This is a genomic window from Gemmatimonadota bacterium, assembly GCA_026705765.1.
Taxonomy (GTDB): Bacteria; Latescibacterota; UBA2968; order UBA2968; family UBA2968; genus VXRD01.
In genome coordinates, this window is the sequence record JAPPAB010000023.1 from 1 (window position 1) to 19,810 (window position 19,810).

General features: G+C 47.5%; 14 protein-coding genes. 1 reads left to right on the forward strand and 13 read right to left on the reverse strand.

Annotation, left to right across the window (positions count from 1 at the left end; genetic code table 11):
* The coding region (locus OXH16_02600) for a UvrD-helicase domain-containing protein (protein MCY3680259.1) at nucleotides 1–2,733 on the forward strand (2,733 nt) is incomplete at its 5' end.
* Here OXH16_02600 and OXH16_02605 read toward each other — a convergent pair.
* The 13 genes from OXH16_02605 to OXH16_02665 all read right to left on the reverse strand — a co-directional run bounded on the left by OXH16_02605 (nucleotide 2,730) and on the right by OXH16_02665 (nucleotide 19,774).
* On the reverse strand, nucleotides 2,730–4,034 hold the full coding sequence (locus tag OXH16_02605; GenBank protein MCY3680260.1) for a hypothetical protein: 1,305 nt from the start codon (nucleotides 4,032–4,034) through the stop codon (nucleotides 2,730–2,732). The genes OXH16_02600 and OXH16_02605 overlap by 4 nt on opposite strands.
* Nucleotides 4,035–4,046: 12 nt before the next feature.
* Entirely contained in the window at nucleotides 4,047–5,180 is a 1,134-nt protein-coding gene (locus tag OXH16_02610; protein ID MCY3680261.1) for an FAD-dependent oxidoreductase, read from the reverse strand.
* 20 nt (nucleotides 5,181–5,200) lie between these two features.
* Nucleotides 5,201–6,043: an amidohydrolase family protein gene (locus OXH16_02615; GenBank protein ID MCY3680262.1), complete on the reverse strand. Its 843-nt coding sequence runs from the start codon at nucleotides 6,041–6,043 to the stop codon at nucleotides 5,201–5,203.
* 96 nt (nucleotides 6,044–6,139) lie between these two features.
* The gene (locus OXH16_02620) at nucleotides 6,140–7,069 is read right to left on the reverse strand and encodes a hypothetical protein (GenBank protein MCY3680263.1); all 930 of its coding nucleotides are present in this window, start codon (nucleotides 7,067–7,069) and stop codon (nucleotides 6,140–6,142) included.
* A gap of 412 nt (nucleotides 7,070–7,481) precedes the next feature.
* Nucleotides 7,482–7,865 carry a hypothetical protein gene (locus OXH16_02625; GenBank protein ID MCY3680264.1) on the reverse strand — a complete coding sequence of 128 codons (384 nt, stop codon included), beginning with the start codon at nucleotides 7,863–7,865 and terminating at the stop codon, nucleotides 7,482–7,484.
* Nucleotides 7,866–7,877: 12 nt separating this feature from the next.
* Nucleotides 7,878–8,132 (reverse strand): hypothetical protein, encoded by a 255-nt coding sequence (locus OXH16_02630; GenBank protein ID MCY3680265.1) that lies wholly within the window; start codon nucleotides 8,130–8,132, stop codon nucleotides 7,878–7,880.
* Between the two features lie 177 nt (nucleotides 8,133–8,309).
* Entirely contained in the window at nucleotides 8,310–8,546 is a 237-nt protein-coding gene (locus OXH16_02635; GenBank protein ID MCY3680266.1) for a hypothetical protein, read from the reverse strand.
* A gap of 124 nt (nucleotides 8,547–8,670) precedes the next feature.
* Nucleotides 8,671–11,112 (reverse strand): hypothetical protein, encoded by a 2,442-nt coding sequence (locus OXH16_02640; GenBank protein MCY3680267.1) that lies wholly within the window; start codon nucleotides 11,110–11,112, stop codon nucleotides 8,671–8,673.
* Nucleotides 11,113–11,178: 66 nt separating this feature from the next.
* Nucleotides 11,179–13,482, reverse strand: coding sequence for a DUF262 domain-containing HNH endonuclease family protein (locus OXH16_02645; protein ID MCY3680268.1), 2,304 nt, complete (start codon nucleotides 13,480–13,482; stop codon nucleotides 11,179–11,181).
* Nucleotides 13,483–13,575: 93 nt separating this feature from the next.
* Nucleotides 13,576–14,382: a phosphoadenosine phosphosulfate reductase family protein gene (locus OXH16_02650; protein MCY3680269.1), complete on the reverse strand. Its 807-nt coding sequence runs from the start codon at nucleotides 14,380–14,382 to the stop codon at nucleotides 13,576–13,578.
* A gap of 1 nt (nucleotide 14,383) precedes the next feature.
* Nucleotides 14,384–17,692 (reverse strand): hypothetical protein, encoded by a 3,309-nt coding sequence (locus tag OXH16_02655; GenBank protein ID MCY3680270.1) that lies wholly within the window; start codon nucleotides 17,690–17,692, stop codon nucleotides 14,384–14,386.
* Nucleotides 17,682–18,596 (reverse strand): DUF4007 family protein, encoded by a 915-nt coding sequence (locus OXH16_02660; GenBank protein MCY3680271.1) that lies wholly within the window; start codon nucleotides 18,594–18,596, stop codon nucleotides 17,682–17,684. The genes OXH16_02655 and OXH16_02660 overlap by 11 nt, the downstream gene beginning before the upstream one ends.
* Nucleotides 18,593–19,774 (reverse strand): cysteine desulfurase family protein, encoded by a 1,182-nt coding sequence (locus OXH16_02665; GenBank protein ID MCY3680272.1) that lies wholly within the window; start codon nucleotides 19,772–19,774, stop codon nucleotides 18,593–18,595. Before OXH16_02665 ends, OXH16_02660 begins: the two co-directional genes overlap by 4 nt.
* Between the last annotated feature and the right edge of the window lie 36 nt (nucleotides 19,775–19,810).

Below are 19,810 nucleotides of genomic sequence, written 5' to 3' on the forward strand. Positions count from 1 at the left end.
CCACCTCACTTCGCGAGCTTGGGCGCGAGTTCCGGGTTTGACACCCTGGAAGAATGTTTTGAAGACATGCTCCCCCACATCTTCGCCGTAGAAACCGGCCTGTCTTCTGATCCGCCGATGAACTGGCGTCTCTCCATGCTGGACAACTACGCAATCGTCTCCAATTCAGACGCTCACTCCCCGCAAAAACTCGCCCGCGAAGCCACCTGCTTTAATACCGACCTATCATTCCGCGGAATGTATAACGCATTAAAAGACCGCGACCCAACGCGCTTCACGGGCACCCTGGAATTCTATCCCGAAGAAGGCAAATACCACTTTGACGGACACAGAAAATGCGACATATGCTGGAAACCCGCGCAAACCCTCGACGCAAACGAAATCTGCCCGGTATGCGGCCGCAAATTGACCGTTGGTGTACTCCACCGCGTTGAAAAACTCGCAGACCGCGCAGAAGGCGACCGCCCCGACATCGCGATGCCCTTTGAAAACCTGATCCCACTGCAGGAAATCATCGGCTCAGTCCTCCAGGTAGGCCCCACCAGCAAACGCGTACAAACCGTGTACGAACAAATGCTATCAACACACGGAGCAGAGCTAAAAATCCTGCGCGAATTGCCCATCGAAGAAATCGCAAAAACAGGAGACCCCCTCATCGCCGAAGGCATTCACCGCATGCGCGAAGGGGAAGTACACATCGCGCCGGGATACGACGGCGTGTACGGAAAAATTCAAGTCTTCTCCGACGAAGACCGCGCACGCCTGAGCGGGCAGAAATCGCTATTTCACATACCAGCCGAGGAGCCTTCGAAAGAGAAAGAAGAGAGCGCAAGCCTGGACAAAAGTGCAGAAATCGAGATCGTCAAAGATTCTCCCGTCTCACTTCCCACTTCCCAATTCCCACTCCTCGACCCCCACCAGCAAGCAGCCGTAACCATGGACAACGGTCCCGTCATCGTAACCGCGGGACCTGGCACCGGAAAAACCCGGGTCCTCACCCATCGCGTAATCGACCTGACCCAGAACCGCGGTGTATCACCCGCTTCTATAATGGCCGTAACATTCACCAACCGCGCCGCAACTGAAATGTGGGAACGGATCGTATCCCTATCCTCCGGGGGCGAAGAACTCGTCCCAATGCGCGTGGGCACATTCCACCGCCTATCACTGGACCTCCTGCGAGAATACGCCCCCGAACGGCTGGGCGCAATAGCCGACCGCGGAGAAGCCCGCACCGTCTTACAGGAAGCAATCGCCGACATCGACACCGAAATACCGGTTGATGATGCCCTCTCCCAAATCTCGCTATGCAAAGCCCAGGGACATGAAATACCCGACATCACCGACACTGAACTCCAAACCATTTACACCAATTATCAACACCGCCTGACCGCTTATGGCCTCATGGACTTTGACGACATCTTGCTCATCCTCCACAATGTCCTCTGCGGCGACATTTTACAAACAGTCCAGGCGCGATTTACCCACGTACTCGTCGATGAATTTCAAGACGTCAACGCCGTACAGTACGCACTAATTCAAAAATTAGCCGGAGATGGATCGGGCCTCTTCGTCATCGGCGACCCCGATCAAGCCATCTACGGTTTTCGGGGCGCGAGCGCGGGATATTTTGCCCAATTAAAAGCGGACTATCCCGGATCAAACGAAGTAATCCTGCGGCACACATATCGCTCCACCCCACAGATCATCTCCGCAGCATCCAGCCTGCTTCGCGGACGATCGTACGTCCCCGTAAGAGAAAACGGTCCTAAACTGAGAGCCTTATCCACACCCGGCGAAACCAGTGAAGGCATCGCCATCGTCGAAGAAATCTCTCGAATGGTCGGCGGCGCAGACCTATTGCAAGCCAATGAAGAAGGCAAACGCAGCCTGGACGACTTCGCTGTCTTATTCCGCACCGGACGCCAGGCAGACGCCCTGGAAACATGCTTCTTACAGGCGGGGATCCCCTACCGCGTCATCGGACAAAAAAACTATCTGGACGCAGCTTCGGTACAGCACGCCCTATCGTTTTTTAAGTGTGTCCTGAGGGACGACATTTCCAGCACCCCAACCTCCAGAGATATAATCGACCTCCTCTCCATCCCCGCATTTGACCCTGGCCGAGAAGCCCGCGCAACAATGCGTCGTCAGACTCAAAACAACACACTATCAGACACAGTGCAGGAAAAATTGGACGCCGCGATGGAAGCTATAGGTCGCTTCCGCAATGAAACATCTCACCTATCGCCTTCCGAACGCATAGCGAAATGGGCAGAAGAATTTGCGACATCAGACGACATCGACCTTGAGCGATTGAGCCTATTGGCTCAGGGCGTGGATACCATCGCAGAGCTATTGGACATCATCACCCTGGGACAGGATGGCGACTTTGTGCGTCGTGGAAAGATAGCGCGGCCCGAAGCCGTCACGCTAATGACCCTGCATGCGTCTAAGGGCCTGGAATTCCCCGTGGTATTTATCTGTGGGGTTGAGGAAGGATTGATACCGCACGCCGATGCGGATATCGAAGAAGAGAAACGCCTATTTTTTGTCGGCATAACCCGCGGACAAGACGAAGTGATCTTGACCCGCGCCCGAAGCCGCAGGCGATTTGGCGAACGCATCACACCTGAAATATCGCGCTTTATAGCCGACATACCCGAAGACATCATCGACTTTGTCGATCTGCGCACCAGACGCAAACCCGCCGAACAACTATCCCTATTTTAAATACCGAGCATCTCGTGTACCGCGTTGTGAATACGGTCTTCTGTATCTTCAATGAACGGACCCGTGCGCTTCCAGTGTTGCTGATTGAACCAGACCTCGTAGCCCCCTTCTGGGATCTGCCGTTTAACGGGAATATAACCCACGATGTCATTCGTATAAGCCGCCACCAGAAGGTTCTGAAAATAAGGCGCCAGTTCTCTTTTCAAACGCAACCCGTGCTCCACATTCATCTCAGCGGCAAGCCCGACAATAGCCAGCGCATTTCCAAAACGCACCGTCTGGATCTCAAACGGAAAGCTGGTCGCAACCGGAATATTGTTTTCAACACTCTCGAACAGATGTCGCGCCCATGCCCGTACATAGTCCGAACCGGCATCCAGGCTGGCCTTGACCAGATCCATATCAATGGGTTCGGTCTCTATATCCAGAATCGTCTGCGCAATAGAAATCGGACCGCTGATGTGCCGCAGGTCTTGCGAAGCGAGTACCCAGGCAACGGACTCACCCAATTCGACGCCAATATCGCGGATCTCATCGACCTCTCGCTGAACAAAAACATTTGACGTCGGATCGACGGGCTTCGTCTTCTGATCTCCGGCACAACCCTGCAAAAAACAAGTCGCGACATCGGGATACGCCGCTTCGATATGATCACACGCAAAACACACGTAATCCCCCCCAATAAGCGTCCCGCTGCGGCTGGTGGGATGACATGCATAAGAAAAAATAACACACCGCAACTCGCCTTCGGGAGACTCCACTGCAATAACCGGCACATCGTGGTCGTGAGGCGCTTCCAAAGAGGGCACCCACGCCACACCGCCTTTCCCATCTGGCTTGCGACGAGACCTCGCGATATCGCAACGCCCCGTACCAAAACGAAGACGCGCAGGAGACCGTGCTTCCCAGGCCATTTTTGCACAGCGCGCGACATTTTCAAAAAGATCTTCGAGATAATCGTCGTCCAGTTCCCCGTGTCGCTCCCTGTCCATCTCCCGGATACAGGGACCGCAATGCGTATGCGAGCCATTGAGAATAATATGCTCCGGATCAATACCCGTAGCCGCGTTAATCCTGCTTCGTACCTCTTCGGTACGCTCGTAAAAACCCAGAATCTCGGCACCGACAATAAGCAGCGGTGTCGCGCCGTCATCTATCGCAACCGCCGTAGCCTTCAAAGGATGATAAACCTCAGTAGAAGGCTCTTGCCGCGCCGCGAACCCGGCCAGATAAATCCCCACGGGCGGGGTAATATCGACCGTGCTAACGCCGACTTGATAGGTATGATTGGATGATGACATGACATATATTCCCTATAAAAATCGCGTAATTTGATACGCATCAATCTCTGTCTCGAGATCTTTCCCCGGAACCAGATCCGCGATGAGTTTCCCGCTATACGGACCGAGTTGCAAGCCCGTGGGACCGTGCCCGGTAGCGAGATAGACATTTTGAATACTGGGAACATGCCCCAGCACCGGCAAATGGTCCTCCGTGTAAGGACGCAGCCCAACCCGAATCTCGCGCACCTCTGCCTGCGCCAGACCGGGTGCAACCCGCAAGGCTTCTGCCAGAACCTCGAGCACCCCCGCAGCAGTGGTGCGAGCCTCAAAACCCGATCCCGTCTCCCGCGTCGCCCCCACAACCACGCGGCCATCCGGCCAGGGAACCATATAATGACCCCGCACCGCACTGATAATGGGCCAGGACGACGTATCTGTATCGCCCAGACTCAGATGAATAATCTGACCGCGCTGAGGCTCAACCGGAATATGAACGCCAAGCTGATCTCCAAAGGCCTGCGACCAGGCCCCACCCGCGATAACAACCTTACCGGCAGAGATCGTTTCTCCGTCTGTAATAACACCCGTAACCGCATCATCCTGGATACATAGCTGATCAACCCCAGCATGTTTGACCACAAGCCCCTTCGCTTCAGCAGCCCGATGCAGGGCAGCCGCCAGAAGCCGACCATCCACGCGGGCGGCATCGCGGTAGTAAATCGCACCGCGCACATCCCCTAGAGCGGGAAAGCGTCTGCGCGCCTCATCCGAAGAAATCTCGTACAAATCTTCCTCAGCCGGTTCACCGCGTTGGTCCCGGCGGTTAAAAATGTGTTGCCGCGCAATAGCAAAGGAATCTATTTCGTCATAAGAAACAGCGACAAGCATCATCCCACACGTTGCAAAACCCGTTTCCCCATCCTGTTCCGCCTGCAAATTATCCACCAATTGTGGATAATATTCGGAAGCAAACGCGGCGAGACGCAGCCAGGGATCTGGATCACGGGTATTGGTAGCGGGCGAAAGAATACCCGCACCAGCATCCGTAGCGCGCCCCGCATCCCTCCGGTCAACGAGCAGAGTCTTTGCACCGTCGCACACCAGATGATACGCGGCAGAAATCCCGACAACACCACCGCCGATAACAATAGTGTCATAAGTCATTTTTTCGATCTCTCTCCGTATTATCCCGACAGACCCCATATCTCAGCCGCAGTCCCGCCCAGAATGCGTTCTATATCCCCATCCGTCAGAAAGGGCAACCCCTCGCGAATAAGACGCAGTTCATCAGCAAGCGTGGGCCACTTGTGCTTGACCCGGTGATACCCGGGATAACCAGTCCCCCAGACCGTACGCTGAGCAGTAAAAACCGCCAGCGCCGCCTCAATATAGGGATGCACATCTTTGTACGGATGAGCTTCTTGCGAACGCCCAGCCACATCCGAAAGTTTAAAAAACACATTGTCAAAACGCGCCAGATCCAGAATCGGCTGATATTTAGCAAGCGGACAATCTATTTGCGGGTACCCCATATGGTCTAAGATAAGAACAGTATCCGGACACCGCCGCGCAATCGCAGCGACCTGATCCGCATCCTCGGGCCGCAAATGAAACTGGATAATCGCATCAAGCGCCGCGATCTCTTCCCACATCGGACCGTTCTGCTCCGTAAGCAGAATCTTCTCATCGAGATAATACATCGGATGCAAACGGAACCCAACCAGACCGCGCTCCCGAATCCAGTAGCGCACCTGCTCGGCATTATCGGGATCCTGGGGATCAACAAGACCATGCCCGACAAACCGATCCGGATACCGAACCACCGAATCCGCGATATAACCATTATCCCAGGTGGACCAACTCGTCTGCACGAGCACCGTCCAATCCACCCCTTCGGCATCCATATCAGCCAAAAGTTCCTCGGCAGTACCCGGCTCATCAGGATAGCTATTCCACGTCGGCGCAGTGGGACCAACCGGATACTTATCCGAAATTTCCCAAATGTGAACGTGCGTATCTACAATCATAAAAAAGTCCTATAAGAAGCAAAAGCCCGATGGATAACCGGTCCACCGGGCTTATTCATATAGCTTGAGGGATGTGCATAATTCCACATAATCGCGTCACACATCCAACGCTTGCTCAAATGCCTCAAGACTGGACACCTGGATCGCCGTACGATGCAACTTCTTCAGGCGTTGCAAATCTTCTATAGCTGCAATGCGTGTGGATAGAGGGTGCGCTTCGCCCAAGTCAAATCGAATCTCCAACACTTCGAGGATATCTTCGAGCGTGCTTTTTCTTTCGCCCTGCTCAATACCTTGCTCAATACCTTGCTCAATACCTTGCTCAATACCTTGCTCAATGCCCTGCTTCATAATGTATTGTGTAAACGATGATTCGCGCATGATTGCGTCCATAAGACCCTCCTGTAAGAGAATGCGATTGATCAGTGTCTGATCATACTCTAACCCACTCAATATCATCAACCGCTCCAAAATGTCAACCTTTATTGATTCATCCACCGGCAACCCATTCGCAGCGTCAACACAGTGACGCAGCCACGCCTCTGAATCTATCCCAACAGGACGTTTCATCAATGATACAAACGGAAACAAGCCCGAAGGTCCGCCATCTATAATGTCCTGTCCGTCTATTCCACTCAGCCGAATCACGCTATATTTGATCACAGCAAGATGGCCGGATATTTTCTGAACAAAGTGCCCCGGATCGCGCCGACCTGCACCGCGCCGCAAGTAGATCACACTGGAATAAATCGGCAGGTCGTGCTGCTCTATCGCACGTATAATATAGCCAGCCATGCGCAGCGGCATAGAAGGATCGTCAGTGGTTTGAAACTCCGTATGGATCAACGCCTCCTCACCTGCGATAAGGACGCGGATAAGGCTGTCCATGTGTCGTGTTTCAACGGTGTTTTGCTCTGTGTCGAGGATGTCGAGGACTTCTACATCGTCCTGTCCGAATGTGAGGCGGATGAAGTCTTTGGGGTAGGTTTGGATGAGGTCTTTAGAGATGGTGTCATATTCGGCCATGTGAGATGCCTCGCGTCTGATGGATGAATTTGATCAGACACAAAGCAAATATCAGGCCAACATCACAGAAATTGAACGATAAATTGTATGGACAGAAACTCAAGAACCCTCATCAGGCTTTTAATATGCTATATTGCGCCTTAACTTAAATGTAGGGATCGCCTTTGGAGACACATACAAATCGAACTCGCCGGGATACAAAAGTGTACGTTTTGATCCATGAATGGCGAGGTATCGTGAAAGATTTTTACATTTAAAAAAATAGCGGTCTGCCGAGAATTGGCCTCCCGCGCTGTGCTTAATGGCCTTTTGGGGATCGGCTGATGGCATAAACAAAAGCCCAATGGATAAATACACCATCGGGCTTATTCATATAGTTTGAGGAATGCGCATAATTCCATATATAATCGCGTCACGCATCCAACGCTTGCTCAAATGCTTCAAGGCTGGACACCTGAATCGCTGCACGATGCAACTGCTTGAGGCGGTACAGATCTTCGATGGCCGCAATGCGAGCAGATAAGGGGTCTGATTCATCCAAATCAAATCGAATCTCTAACACATCCAGAAGGTCTTCAATAGCGCGTTCTCTACTTCCTTCCTCAATACCTTGTTGGGTAAGGGATTGAAAATAAGATGATTCGCGGACGAGATCCATGACGCCCTCTTTGATGAGCGCTTTAGAAATGGTTTCAGCATCGTAATTCAATCCGCTCAAGATCGCCATACTTGCGAGATTATTGGCCTTAGCTAACCGATCCGTATGGGTGTGACGCTGTGGTTTTTCGTCATGCATTGTAAAACCCCCTTAATCCGTTTCATCTAATATTTGTTGAAATGCTTCAAGATTAGACACCTGGACCGCTGCGCGGTGCAACTGCTTGAGGCGTTGCACATCGTTGATAGTGGCAATGCAAGCAGATAGAGGGTCTGATTCATCCAGATCAAATCGAATTTCCAACACGTCGAGAAGATTTTCAATAGCGCGTTCTCTAACCCCTTGCTCAACGCCTTGTTGCTTGATGTATTGTGCAAACGATGATTCGCGCATAATAGGATCCATAAGACCCTCCTGTGATAGAATACGACTTATTGTGCATGGCGCGTAATCCAACCCACTTAAGATCGCAAACCGTCTAAGAAGTCAACCTTAATTGAACCATTCAGAGACGCTACGAATCGGCCTCCTGCGCTGTGCTTCATGGCTTTTTGGAGATTGGATGACGGTATATTTGAAGGCTTATTTTGATTTAGATAGTATCACATCTCTCACTGCCAGTAAAAACGTCTCTATATCCCCATTTTGCTCATAATCCTCAAGCGCGACGGAAAGATATATCTTCGCGTCCTCTGGATCGCGTAGCTGCTCAATGTGATAGTCTTTAAAGTTTCTATAATTACTCATTTTCTGACTCTGTTGAATTATGCTCTCTAAAACAAAAGCCCGCTGGATTTCCATCCCATCGGGCTTTTTCATTTTTTAAATGCGTTCGCTTGGCCCCAACTTTTCTCACCTGCAAAGTTCTCAAGTCATACTCTGGCCGAAGTTCATCCTGTATTTTTGTCTCATCCTTCCTCATAGTTTTGTCTCACCTTTGAAGTTAGTCTCCCACCAATTGCATGATTTCATCTGTATTGAAGTTCAAGAGAAATGCTGCGTACTGGTTTTCAAACAAATCTTTGAGATACTCGTTTAGTTCGACATGGACATCTGGTATGTCTCTTTCTTGCATGAACTTGTATTTGCGATTTTTCGTGATGGTGTAGAGAAATAGCGTGTGGAAATACACGTCAGCGATATATTTTCGATTGGCGATCTCCAACTGCTCCTCATTTGGATTTCGGGTTTTAGACTTGAAATTTTTCAATACGGTGCTATCCATGTTGATATAGATGCGCTCCAACTTCTCACCTTCGACCATGGGATACATGACGGCATCGTAGTCCATTTCCACACCGGATGTTCCTAGCTTTTCCCAGGTGGTAGTGTTATCTTCCTTTTGCGGATTTTGATAAGCCAATATGTACTGTGGTAAGCCCAAGTCAGGTGTTTGTGATATTTGATCTTTCTTACTCGGCTGTTGAGGTGCTTGACGGTCGCTCACCTTAACCCAGAAAATCTCGTCAAAATTCTCACCTGCTCCATTAAGGGTCGCCTTTATTTTTACGGCATCGTCCACATCCACTTTTTGAGTGGGGTTAAAATTCACTTTGATTGTACCTTCATGTGGGCTACTTATATTTACATTGAAGGCATCTTCAATCTCATCAATTCTGCTCGCTTTATCCCCACCTTCGCTATCATTGCTGCTAAAACCGAGTAGCGCAATTCGCATCTCGCCAGGATCTTCGACTCGGTCGAAGTAGTGGTCTTCGACATCGGTCTCAAAGTAAATAGCTTTCTCACCACCAAGGGGAATTTGTGCAACAGGCTTAAGACCATCATTTTTCGTTCTGAGCTTTAGAAATGAAGGAAACCGTTGAGATTTAAACGGCTCTTTGTGTGGCCTTTTAATCGTTTTTGTTTGCCTTTTCTGCTTTCCATTTCCTTGATCCAACTTAAAGGTTTGATTCAGCAATTGCATCAATTCAGGATTCATCGGTAAATTCTGAGTCAATGATTTTAACATCTCTTTTGCGTCTCCACTATCCACCGCAATAGAATCTTTTCTACGCTTCTGAATTTCAGTTAAACGGCCATTTTTACTCCCGAGTTTGTTTCTTAAAAACTCCCTCAATTGCCTTGTCTCATCACCATCCTTTAATCGGTCACGAGATGCCATGAACAATTCCTTGCGGAAAGCAAGGTTCATATTCGAGCAATCGACATGAATGAGGAGATGCTCCTTGAGCAAGTTCAATTTTAGAGAACGGGTTATAAATTCCGATGTGTAGTGTCCGTGTACCTGTCCATTGACAGAAAATAGCACGGACATGTTATTTTTAAAAAACTCTCTGCGAATTGTCTCTTTGGTCTCTTTTACAGTTCTATCATCGAGCTTCGTATTGAATACATAGCACGTCACTTTCATTTTTCCGAATATCTCATCATCGAAATCCTGGGAGAAACGTTCTTCCACATACCTGCTATCATCCTGCTCTAATCTGCGTTTTAACCCATACAAATCCCTTTCCAGGTTACGGTCATCAGGATAACGTTCTTTTTTATCAACTGTAATCACCGGCAAAATAGGTTCAAATAGATATTCATTGATACTCTGGTTCAAATCCCGGGAAATAACGGAACGGCTTCCTGTTGGCAAATCATAAGAATACAGTTTGATAATCGTGCCTGTCCTGAATCTCCTGTTATACAGTCCCAAATCCTGTTGATCCGCATAAAAAGCCGGAATTTTTCCATTAATCTTCAAGTATTCGTACCACGTATTCTTTTTTGTTTTTTCTTCTTCTTTGCTCAAGGGATGCTCTCTGATTAACGTGAAACCGAAATCACCTGTGCTGTCGTATCTCTTTGAGCCGATTAACTGATACCGTTTTTTACCACAGAACACAATCGCACCACTTCCTCCCATATTGTATTTGCCCTGCACAAAGTGGATTTCATTCTTATTGCCAGACAATAATGACAGAAATGTGTCCTCGAATTTTTCAGGGATCTGTCCTTCGCCATCATCATAAATAATCAGAGAAGTATTGAACCTTGGACCATCGGCGATAATTTGAATGCTTTCCGCTTGTTGTTTTTTAGAACTCGAAAGATCCCAGTTTTTGTAATTTTCAAAAAATTTAGCTTTTGCTTCCTCCATGGATTTGGGTGCTTGTTCAGATTTGGGATTGATACCCGCTTCCAAGCATTTCTTCATTAAAACAGCATCTATTGAGTTTGTGATTTTCTCTATCAATGCTGCAATGGGACTCGACTGTTGGTTTTCGATGACCCCGAAATTATTTTCATTGCCGCCGAGAGGACACCAATGTTCCTGAATAAAAATATCAGGATAGGCTCCGATTACCTTATCGACCTCATCCTCAGTCTTGGCGAAATATAATTCTTCGAAAAGTTGCTTCAGGTCCAGTTCCATAAATCAAATCTCCTACTAACTCAACTAAAATCCGGCTCTTCTCTTAAGCGTTTGACCATATATTCTTTAGTATTTGAGCCAGGGAGCTATTACATCCCAAGCGAGTTCAAGCGTGTTTTTTGTCCGTTTTCGAATATGCGCCTCTGTCCAATTGTTCACCTCAGCAATAGGATCTAGCATATGAAGCCGTTCTTGTTTCTTAATTAAAGCTGTGGTTTGATTATTGAACAATAACCCTTCCTTCTTAGCTTTTTCAAATTGTTCATTTCTATCTTTTTTTGTTTTTGCGATCAACGCACGGTAAAATATCTTTTTTTTCTTCCAGGGGGCGTTACCAACACTTGCATTTTCCTTTTGAGGAAGCAGAATGATGTTTCCTATGGTATGACGAGTATATGGCTGTACGTAGATTTTATCGTCCCAACCACCGGAGTTAGAATCCGGTGCTACATGCTCAACAGTTGCATATCTCTCATCTTGCCAAATATCAAAATTAAGAAAATCTATATCACGCCCAGGTCTTATCCCTTCGCGGGTAAGAAGACCCGGATTTCTTTTCTGTGATCTGGCATGATGGGAAGCCGCAAAGAGCAAAAACCGACATAAAGACCGAGGCGCACGATCAGCTAAACCCACTTCACGCACTTTAGAAACCCAAGTTTCTTTGTTTTTCACTCCGATACGTCGAACCGCCAATAAGTCTCGCAATGTCTTCGTAAAATTATCCAAATTCGGAAGTGCCTTTGAGTTCCCTAAGCCTATGCAAAGTCCACTATTCTCATCCTGTGAATCGCCCTGCATTATCTTTCTAAAGTCGGAATCAATCCCTCCAGTACCGCCTGTTATTGACCGCCTTAAGACAAGAAAAGCAGTTAACGCCTTCACAACGGCAGCAAATGTATCCTCATCATGATCTTGCAGATATTGTACCCAGTATCTTGTTAATATGGGAATGGTCAAACTCGTTCTCATATCCGCTATGAACTTGAAGCATAGCTTTAGGCAATCGCTTGTCTCTCGAGGATGAATGCTGTCGAGTTTTGGAATAGAATCGCGGTTCCAATACATCTGTCGAAACTCTGCGATATTCGCTAATGAGTGAACGATTCGGCGTTTAAGTTTTGAAGTCTTCGCTTCTTCAAATTGCGTTCGCAAATAAGCACGCTGGGCGGCAAGGTTCTTCGCTAACTTGTCGCCTCTCATGTATAAGGCAAATGTAACGAGCAACTCTTTTGTTTCTGTTTGGCGTTTCTCGGTTTCAGGGTAAATGTCATTTAAATTTTCTTCCAGCCTTTTGAACTGTGTGTCACTCTTAGATCCCGTATAGCCTTGCTCCTCATTCTCAAAGCGCATTACACGCGGTTTAAAGGTCTCGAGAGCTGTTAGGGGCTCGCCGGTTGTATTAAGAGAGTCAAAAATGTCGAACGCAGATCCTTCATCGCGAGTCTCAACCCGTGTCAGAATAACCGATTTCGTCAAGTAGTGAGAGAATAATATTATGCGGATAAGACCGCTCGAGTCGGAATTTTTAGCAATGTGGCTAATAGCTCGATTCTTTTCGTCTTGGTCACTATCGAGCTTTTCAAATAGATTGCGCAACCCTGCTCGCTCAAAATCCTTCGGTTGGATCTGCTCGTAATCTAATTCGTTTTGACGACTAGTATCCGAGGTATTATTATCTTCATATATACCTCGTTTAACTTGATCTTTTATGTAGTCATAGTTTTGATAATACCGACTTTCCTCTGCATCGTCTTTTTTTGGTTTAAAAGAAAATGACGGGTCGTCTTGTTGATAGGATTCGGCAAATTCCATCAAGAAACTTGCGACTACTGAACGATACTCTGCATCGGTACGGTCAAACGCGCGATTATCCTCTCCGTAACGGACTACGCGAGGAAACCAGGCGCTTCTACCACGGTTTCTGAGTTGTCCTACAACACACTCGAACAGCCTTTCGCGAATGAACTCAATTTCGCTTTCTATCCAACTAGCAGTAGATTTCTGAAGATGCCGAACATCTTTCTCTCGAAGAAACAGTTCTTCAATTAATGCACAGCAAAGAAGGATTAGTGTTGTTAATCGCTGTTGTCCATCAACTATAGAGAGTGAAGTTCCATCAAACGAACGCTCAGATTCCTCTGAAACTAGGATTATTGTTCCAAGGAAGGTATATGACTCTTGATTTTGATATTGGGAAAGATAAAAGAACCCATTTAGACAATCCTCCATAAGCCGTTTTATGTTTTCTGTGCTCCAATCGTAGGTCCGTTGATATTCTGGTACGCGAAAACCGGCGTTTCCGCCTTTAGTCATAGTATCCTCAAAATTAGCAGCCATTGCTTTGAAAGGATCCGAGACCGTTTGCATGTAACAATCTCCTTGATAAGTAATGAGGGAAAATAGTAGAGAGAGGGATTAGATACTAAAGTAACCAGTTTATAATTTTCTCTTCTCCCCGATCTACAAATGACAAATCGCACACCCCTCAGTCTCATCAATCACAGGCAAGTCTCTAAGGGGTTGATCTACAATATCATCCAGGGTTTTGCCATCCACCCAGGTGAATTTCTTTTCATTCTTTTCTTGCTCGTATTCCTTTGCCTTCTCGAACAAATCGGGGTGTTCTTGTTTTAACCTCTGCCACTCCCCAATCTGCTGATAAAAACAAAAATAGCACCCTGACCTCGACCGCCACTTGTAATACTCTGGCAGACCTAAACCAGATTCTTCCAAAATCTGCACAATATCCGATAGACCAAGGCCATCGTCCTTAAATGGATAAATGGGAATAATATTGGGTTGTTGAGAAATTGAGGGTGGCTTTTTTGCGATGTACCCATCTCTGTCTTCATCGTCGCGGATGCCGATATAGCTATATGCCCGGCTATCGCCAACATAATCCTCAAAGGGTTCAATCTTTAGTACGCGCGTACACCACCGTGACCGCGGGCTGGGCAAATAACCGCTGTATATCTCATTCAAATACATATCAAATGGATTGCGCCCGGGCTTCTTTTCCACCCCCAAACTATCGAGTGCATTTAGACGGTGAATATCAACGCCAAGCAGAGCCTCTAAGCACTCCAAATACTCGTACGTTTCATCTAATTCACATCCGGTATCACAGAAAACATACTCCGCAGGGATTTGTGGATAGTTCTGCCGCATATAAATGGCAAGGGCTGCGGAGTCTTTACCTCCTGAAACACTGACGATATGTCGGATTTCATCAGACGGATTGTTCAACGCCTCTTGTATGGTCGCCATGTCAATCTTCTCCAATGTTGTCTTCAATAATATCCACAAACAAAGCACGCGCTTCTTCCTGGCCGACGATATCTGTCAAACGTTCATACAATACATTCATGCGTTCTTGCACCAGATTCGCCAAACCATTTTTGACTGCACCACTTGTCTTGAATTCAAACGACAAGGCGGATTCTTCAATGTGCCTCACTGTACTGCGAATTTCCCGATCAAAATTTGCGATGTAGCTATCATCCCACCGGCTAATCGTCTTTTGGAAGAATAGACCTGACAATGAGTCAATAAGCTTGGCATCCGATTTATAAGTCATACGCATACGGGACAATAGACTTTTCGACTTATTGTCATTTAGCGCATCAGATATTTCATCGGGAAAACACAGTGCCCAGCGATTGGCTATTTCCTTTACCTGTCCGTTTGATTTCCAGTTCAAAGATAGCGCACGGCGCAAAGAAGAAATCGCTTTTTCTCGGTAACTATCAACGACCTCAAAGAGTTCATTCTTGCATTTTTCGAGAGATTCTAACAACACATGTCGCTCATCAATTGAGCAGCCCAATGCTCTTGGAATGCGCTCAAACAGCAGTTGCACCGGATCAGACTGATGGCGAAGTATATCTTGGAAGCGACGAGTTTGCTGTGTCAAAAATCTCGTTGAAAGCGCGCCAGCAGGAAGTCCTGCCTTCCAGTTTTCAAGCGCGTCATAGCAGGCTCGAATGAGATCATTTCCGGTGGCTAACCTTGCTTGAGTATCAAAGAGTTCGAGAACAGCGCTGAGATAATCGCGTTTGGTTCGATCAATATCTAAGACAATAAATTCATACTCTTCCGGTTCACGACATAACTGTTCAATATCCGAAGGTAGAATATCAGATACGTAACTCCCTTTATAGCGTAGCGAATACACACTGGGAAACGCTTTGAGACCTGCGGCGAAGAGAATAGGGAGCAACCCGGCGCGAACCCCGAAAGGTGGTTCCATTAGTTCATCAAAAAATCTTCGTATATCCTTAGGCTGATCCGATGAAACTGTGAAAAATTGCTGGATTTTTTTCCATATTTTTTGAAGCCCAAGATCTTCAACCTGCTCGGGTAAAGCGTAGTTCCAAACTTCATCTTTATTGGTATAAAGACCCGTATGAAAAAGAATAGTTCGGAACATTGATGCATCGGGAGAATTACCTTTAATCCCAAGATTTTCCTGACCCGACCGATCAAGGATCCCGAGCAAGAGCTTCTTACGTGAATTGACCACAGTAGGAGTAGGCTTATGCCGAACGATCATCTCATTATTGATCTTGGGAGTATAGTGAAAAATTTTCTGCATGATCTCGGACAATTCATTCCGCAGGTCATAAGCATTTTTGACTGATAACTCACCCCCCTTGTAAAACCAGCGAGGCCCTTCCCTACTCGGCAGAATCAACCGATCAAGGAGCTTTTGAAGGTGGCTACGGGCATCATCTGTCATCTGTTGAATTTCAGACAATACCATCGGATCTGATTCCACCAACTTATCATCCTCTTGCATCTGAGTTAAACACCACACTTCCAAAGCTGCCTCAAATAGAGGGACGGGCACTCTGGGCACCGCAAGAATGGCTCGGTCATCACACTGGTATTTAGAAGTTAGTTGCTTTGCTTCTTGAAGTTCCTCTACTGTCTCGGCAACTACATATATAATTTTCCCATCACATCTAACAGGCATATTTAGATATTCATCCAATTTTTCCAGACTACAATATTCTCCCTGTAGAAAACGCCTGATATGGAAATCGCTATTATACATGACTGGTCGCCAGACGGGAGGATAGGCCTCATCCATCAAAAAAGTAAGGAAATCGAATGTCCTCCGCTGTCGCGACTTCTCTTCTTCAAGCCTGCCCCGAAGATCGGCATCTGTCCCATGCCAAACAGAAACTTCATCACTGTGTTTTCTGTGTAAAAGGAGTTTCTTATCTATGAGTTCAGCAACAACCGCTTCTTCCTGTTGAGACCCATTACTGACTATCCCGGCACCTGCATAGCCGCGTAGAGCAAATAGCAGCAAATCACGGGACGTACGGGACCGCTCACCATTCACACCAAAACCCAACAGACTTGCGGTTCTCAGCGCTGTTGCCGCCAAGTCATTATCATTATCGAGCTTTGAGAGAGCATTCTGTGTTTCAAGCCATTGTTTATATGTTCCACCTACAGCCGTATCTGTACGCATCTCCGGTGAAAAGTATTCGTAGAGATGATCTGGTCTAACATAATTTTGAAAATCCATGAAATTGAGAAAACTGAACAGCGTCCTTTCATTTTGCGCGACCCGACCTGAAATACGCGGTAACAAGTACAAAGTGGTGGGTTCCAGGGGATATGCACGGCGCAAGAGCGACTGGAGTTCCGATACCGTAAAGTCGGAAAACAGCCCAAGTTGCTTACACTCTTTTGCAGACACAAATACCTGTTTATCAGGCAAGACACCTGAGCTGTTCTGTTCGGAAACCACTTCTGATAGCAAACGGTATATTTCCTTGCTATCGTCGATGTACTGAATAGTCTGGAAGCGACCCTCAATTTTTCTCCATTCTGTACGAACCGAAGCAGGTGAATGGCTCGCATATTGTAACAACTCTTGATGCAACAACAATCCAAGCGTTACGGGAATAGCTATAGACCGACTCACACTCTCAGCTAACAATTGAATTTCACTCAAAGCAGCAGAACGTCCCTCGGCAATCAAAGACTCAATATGGCGCCCAAACTCATCCCACAAAATCACAACTTGATCACAGCCCGCCGCACGCGCCTTATCCCGAACCGCACCAAGCAATTCAATTGCCTGCTCAATCGTCTCACACGGCATGGACGCAATCGTACGCGCTTGACGACCGAGCTTTATGCGCCCCATCCCTTTGAGCGCGGCGTCCTTCAGACTTTTGCCCAAATTTTCACAATAACCCTGCAATGCCAGCACAAGCCCTTTGTCTGTCTCGTTGCGGCGTTCCATAGCAAACTTGTTCAAATCTGGACTAACTGCCTTTAGCTTGTCTTCAATAGCAGATAGTGTTTCATCGGCATCGGGGCGATTCTCAACCAAATGCAACAAATAGGTCGCTGTAATTGATTTACCTGTACCATAGGGCGCAACAACAAAAAATGCCCTGTCTTGTCCAAAACCGAGCAGGGACTTTATAAGAGGGACACTCTTAGCCGTAGGCTGGTAGTGTGCAATCCGATTCGGATATTCTGCATCGTATTGTATGTTGATAGAACGCAGAAATACTTCAGCATCAAATTTGGCTGTTATCTCAAGCTGCATGCTGATCTCTCCATTGGATCATGTCGTAGTGATTTCTCAGCCAATCAACGGGTTGCATTCGTCGAATGCGTATTCTTCTATCTCCTGCAAGACCGACTACCTGGATGTCCCTATTTGGATCTGTTTCTTCCGCATGAAGAGCAAGCGATAATAGGGATTCACTTGTCAATACAAATGCCCTACCTGGACCTCCTTTGCGCGTTGCTGCCTCTCTCAAGGATATATCGACTGTATCTTGTCCTGTCCTGACTTCCTCAAATGCCATAGAGAGGGCATAGCCCAATAAATGAGTGGGAATCTCCTTCTTCCCTTGATGCACCTGGTAATATCTTGATGTGCGAAAATAGCTCAATAATCCCAATTCGACTAATGGACACTCAAGCGCATCTTCTGGATCTTTGTTCTCTGTTGGAATATCCCTGGCATAGCTCTGCAACAGGCAGGCAACATCTCGCTGAATAGTATTTTCACTGGGGGGGCGAGACCGTAAGTTTTCTACATCGCGCATTAGACGATTTATACACATAGACCTTTCAAATCGGGAGTGGGTAAAAGTATTAAAGAACCAGGACCAGGTAAACACCTGATCTCCAGCATTCACCAGATTAACGTGCAAAGCCCACCATGTTCCAATATCAATAAAATACGGATCTCGCTCAAAAATAAGCCTGCCAAGCTCCATTTCTTTCAATCGGGTCTGGCGGCCACTACCTGTCTCGCGCTCTGCCAATCCCGTTACCTCCAGCCAGTGGCGAATAGAACGGGACATATTTTTTCCAACACCAAGCCAATCCGCAACATATTCATCATATAACAACTCGGGGTCCTTCATAAGCAGCTTGAGTCCTTTGTGAAGCCATCCTTCTCGAATTGCAAAAGTTTCATGTCCACTAAATTTCATCATCCCACCTCTGCTAAAAGCGACAACCGCCGCCGACTAAACCTCCGCAATTGTTCACACAACTGCGCCAGATGTGCAACCGTCTCATCGACATCTTCAATTGTATTGAACTCGGAAAAACTAAACCGAATACTCGCATAAGCCTCAGCCTCAGACAGCCCCATAGCTCGCAACACATACGAAGGCTCGGGTCGCTGATTGGTACATGCCGAACTCTGTGAACAGCGAATCCCTTCCTGATCCAACCGCGCCACGAGTGCCTGACCATCCACATCTCGAAACAGCAAATTCGTCGTATTGCAAACCCGCATATCGGGGTCGCCATTGATCTCCACATCGGGCACGCTATCAAGAACGGTCCGCTCAAAATGATCCCGGAGCGAAGCCATAAGCTCCTGCACATCCTCTAACCGCTCCAACCGCAACTGAGCAGCAGTTCCCATGCCAATAATGCCTGGCACATTCTCCGTCCCCGGTCGCAACCCACCTTCTTGTGATCCGCCCCAAAGCAAAGGCAACAACTCTTTGGACGACCTCACATAAAGTGCGCCAACGCCCTGTGGCCCGTGGAATTTATGCGCGGTAAAAGTCAAAAAATCAACGGGCAATTCTATTACAGAAATGGGCAACTTGCCAACTGCTTGCGCCGCATCAGTGTGAAACAACACCCCCCGAGACTTACAAAGCTGAGCAATTCTCTCAACGAGCAAAATCGCGCCTGTTTCATTATTCACCCACTGCACGGAAACCAGATCGGTATCTGGCGTAACAGCCTCATCCAATGCTTCCCAAACCAACTGCCCATAGCGATCCACCGGAACAGACACCACCTCAACACCTTTTGCGTCGAGATAATCGCACATCTTTAAAATTGACGAATGCTCTACAGTCGTCGTCACAATGCGAACCCGTTTTCCGGTTGGGGCACGTTGAACAACAGAATTAAACACCGTGTTATTTGTCTCAGTCCCACTCCCCATAAACACAATCTGACCTGCCTCAGCCCCCACCAAATTTGCAACGGCTTCACGCGATGCAACCATTGATTCTCGCACCCGGTCGCCAGCCGAATGCGCGCTCGACGGATTGCCAAAATCCTCATCCAATACACGCATCATTGCCTCGCGCACCTCGGGCAAAGGTCGCGTCGTCGCATTATTGTCTAAATACACTTCTCGCATAATCAACTCTAAAGCAAAATTCGTGCCTGAAATGGA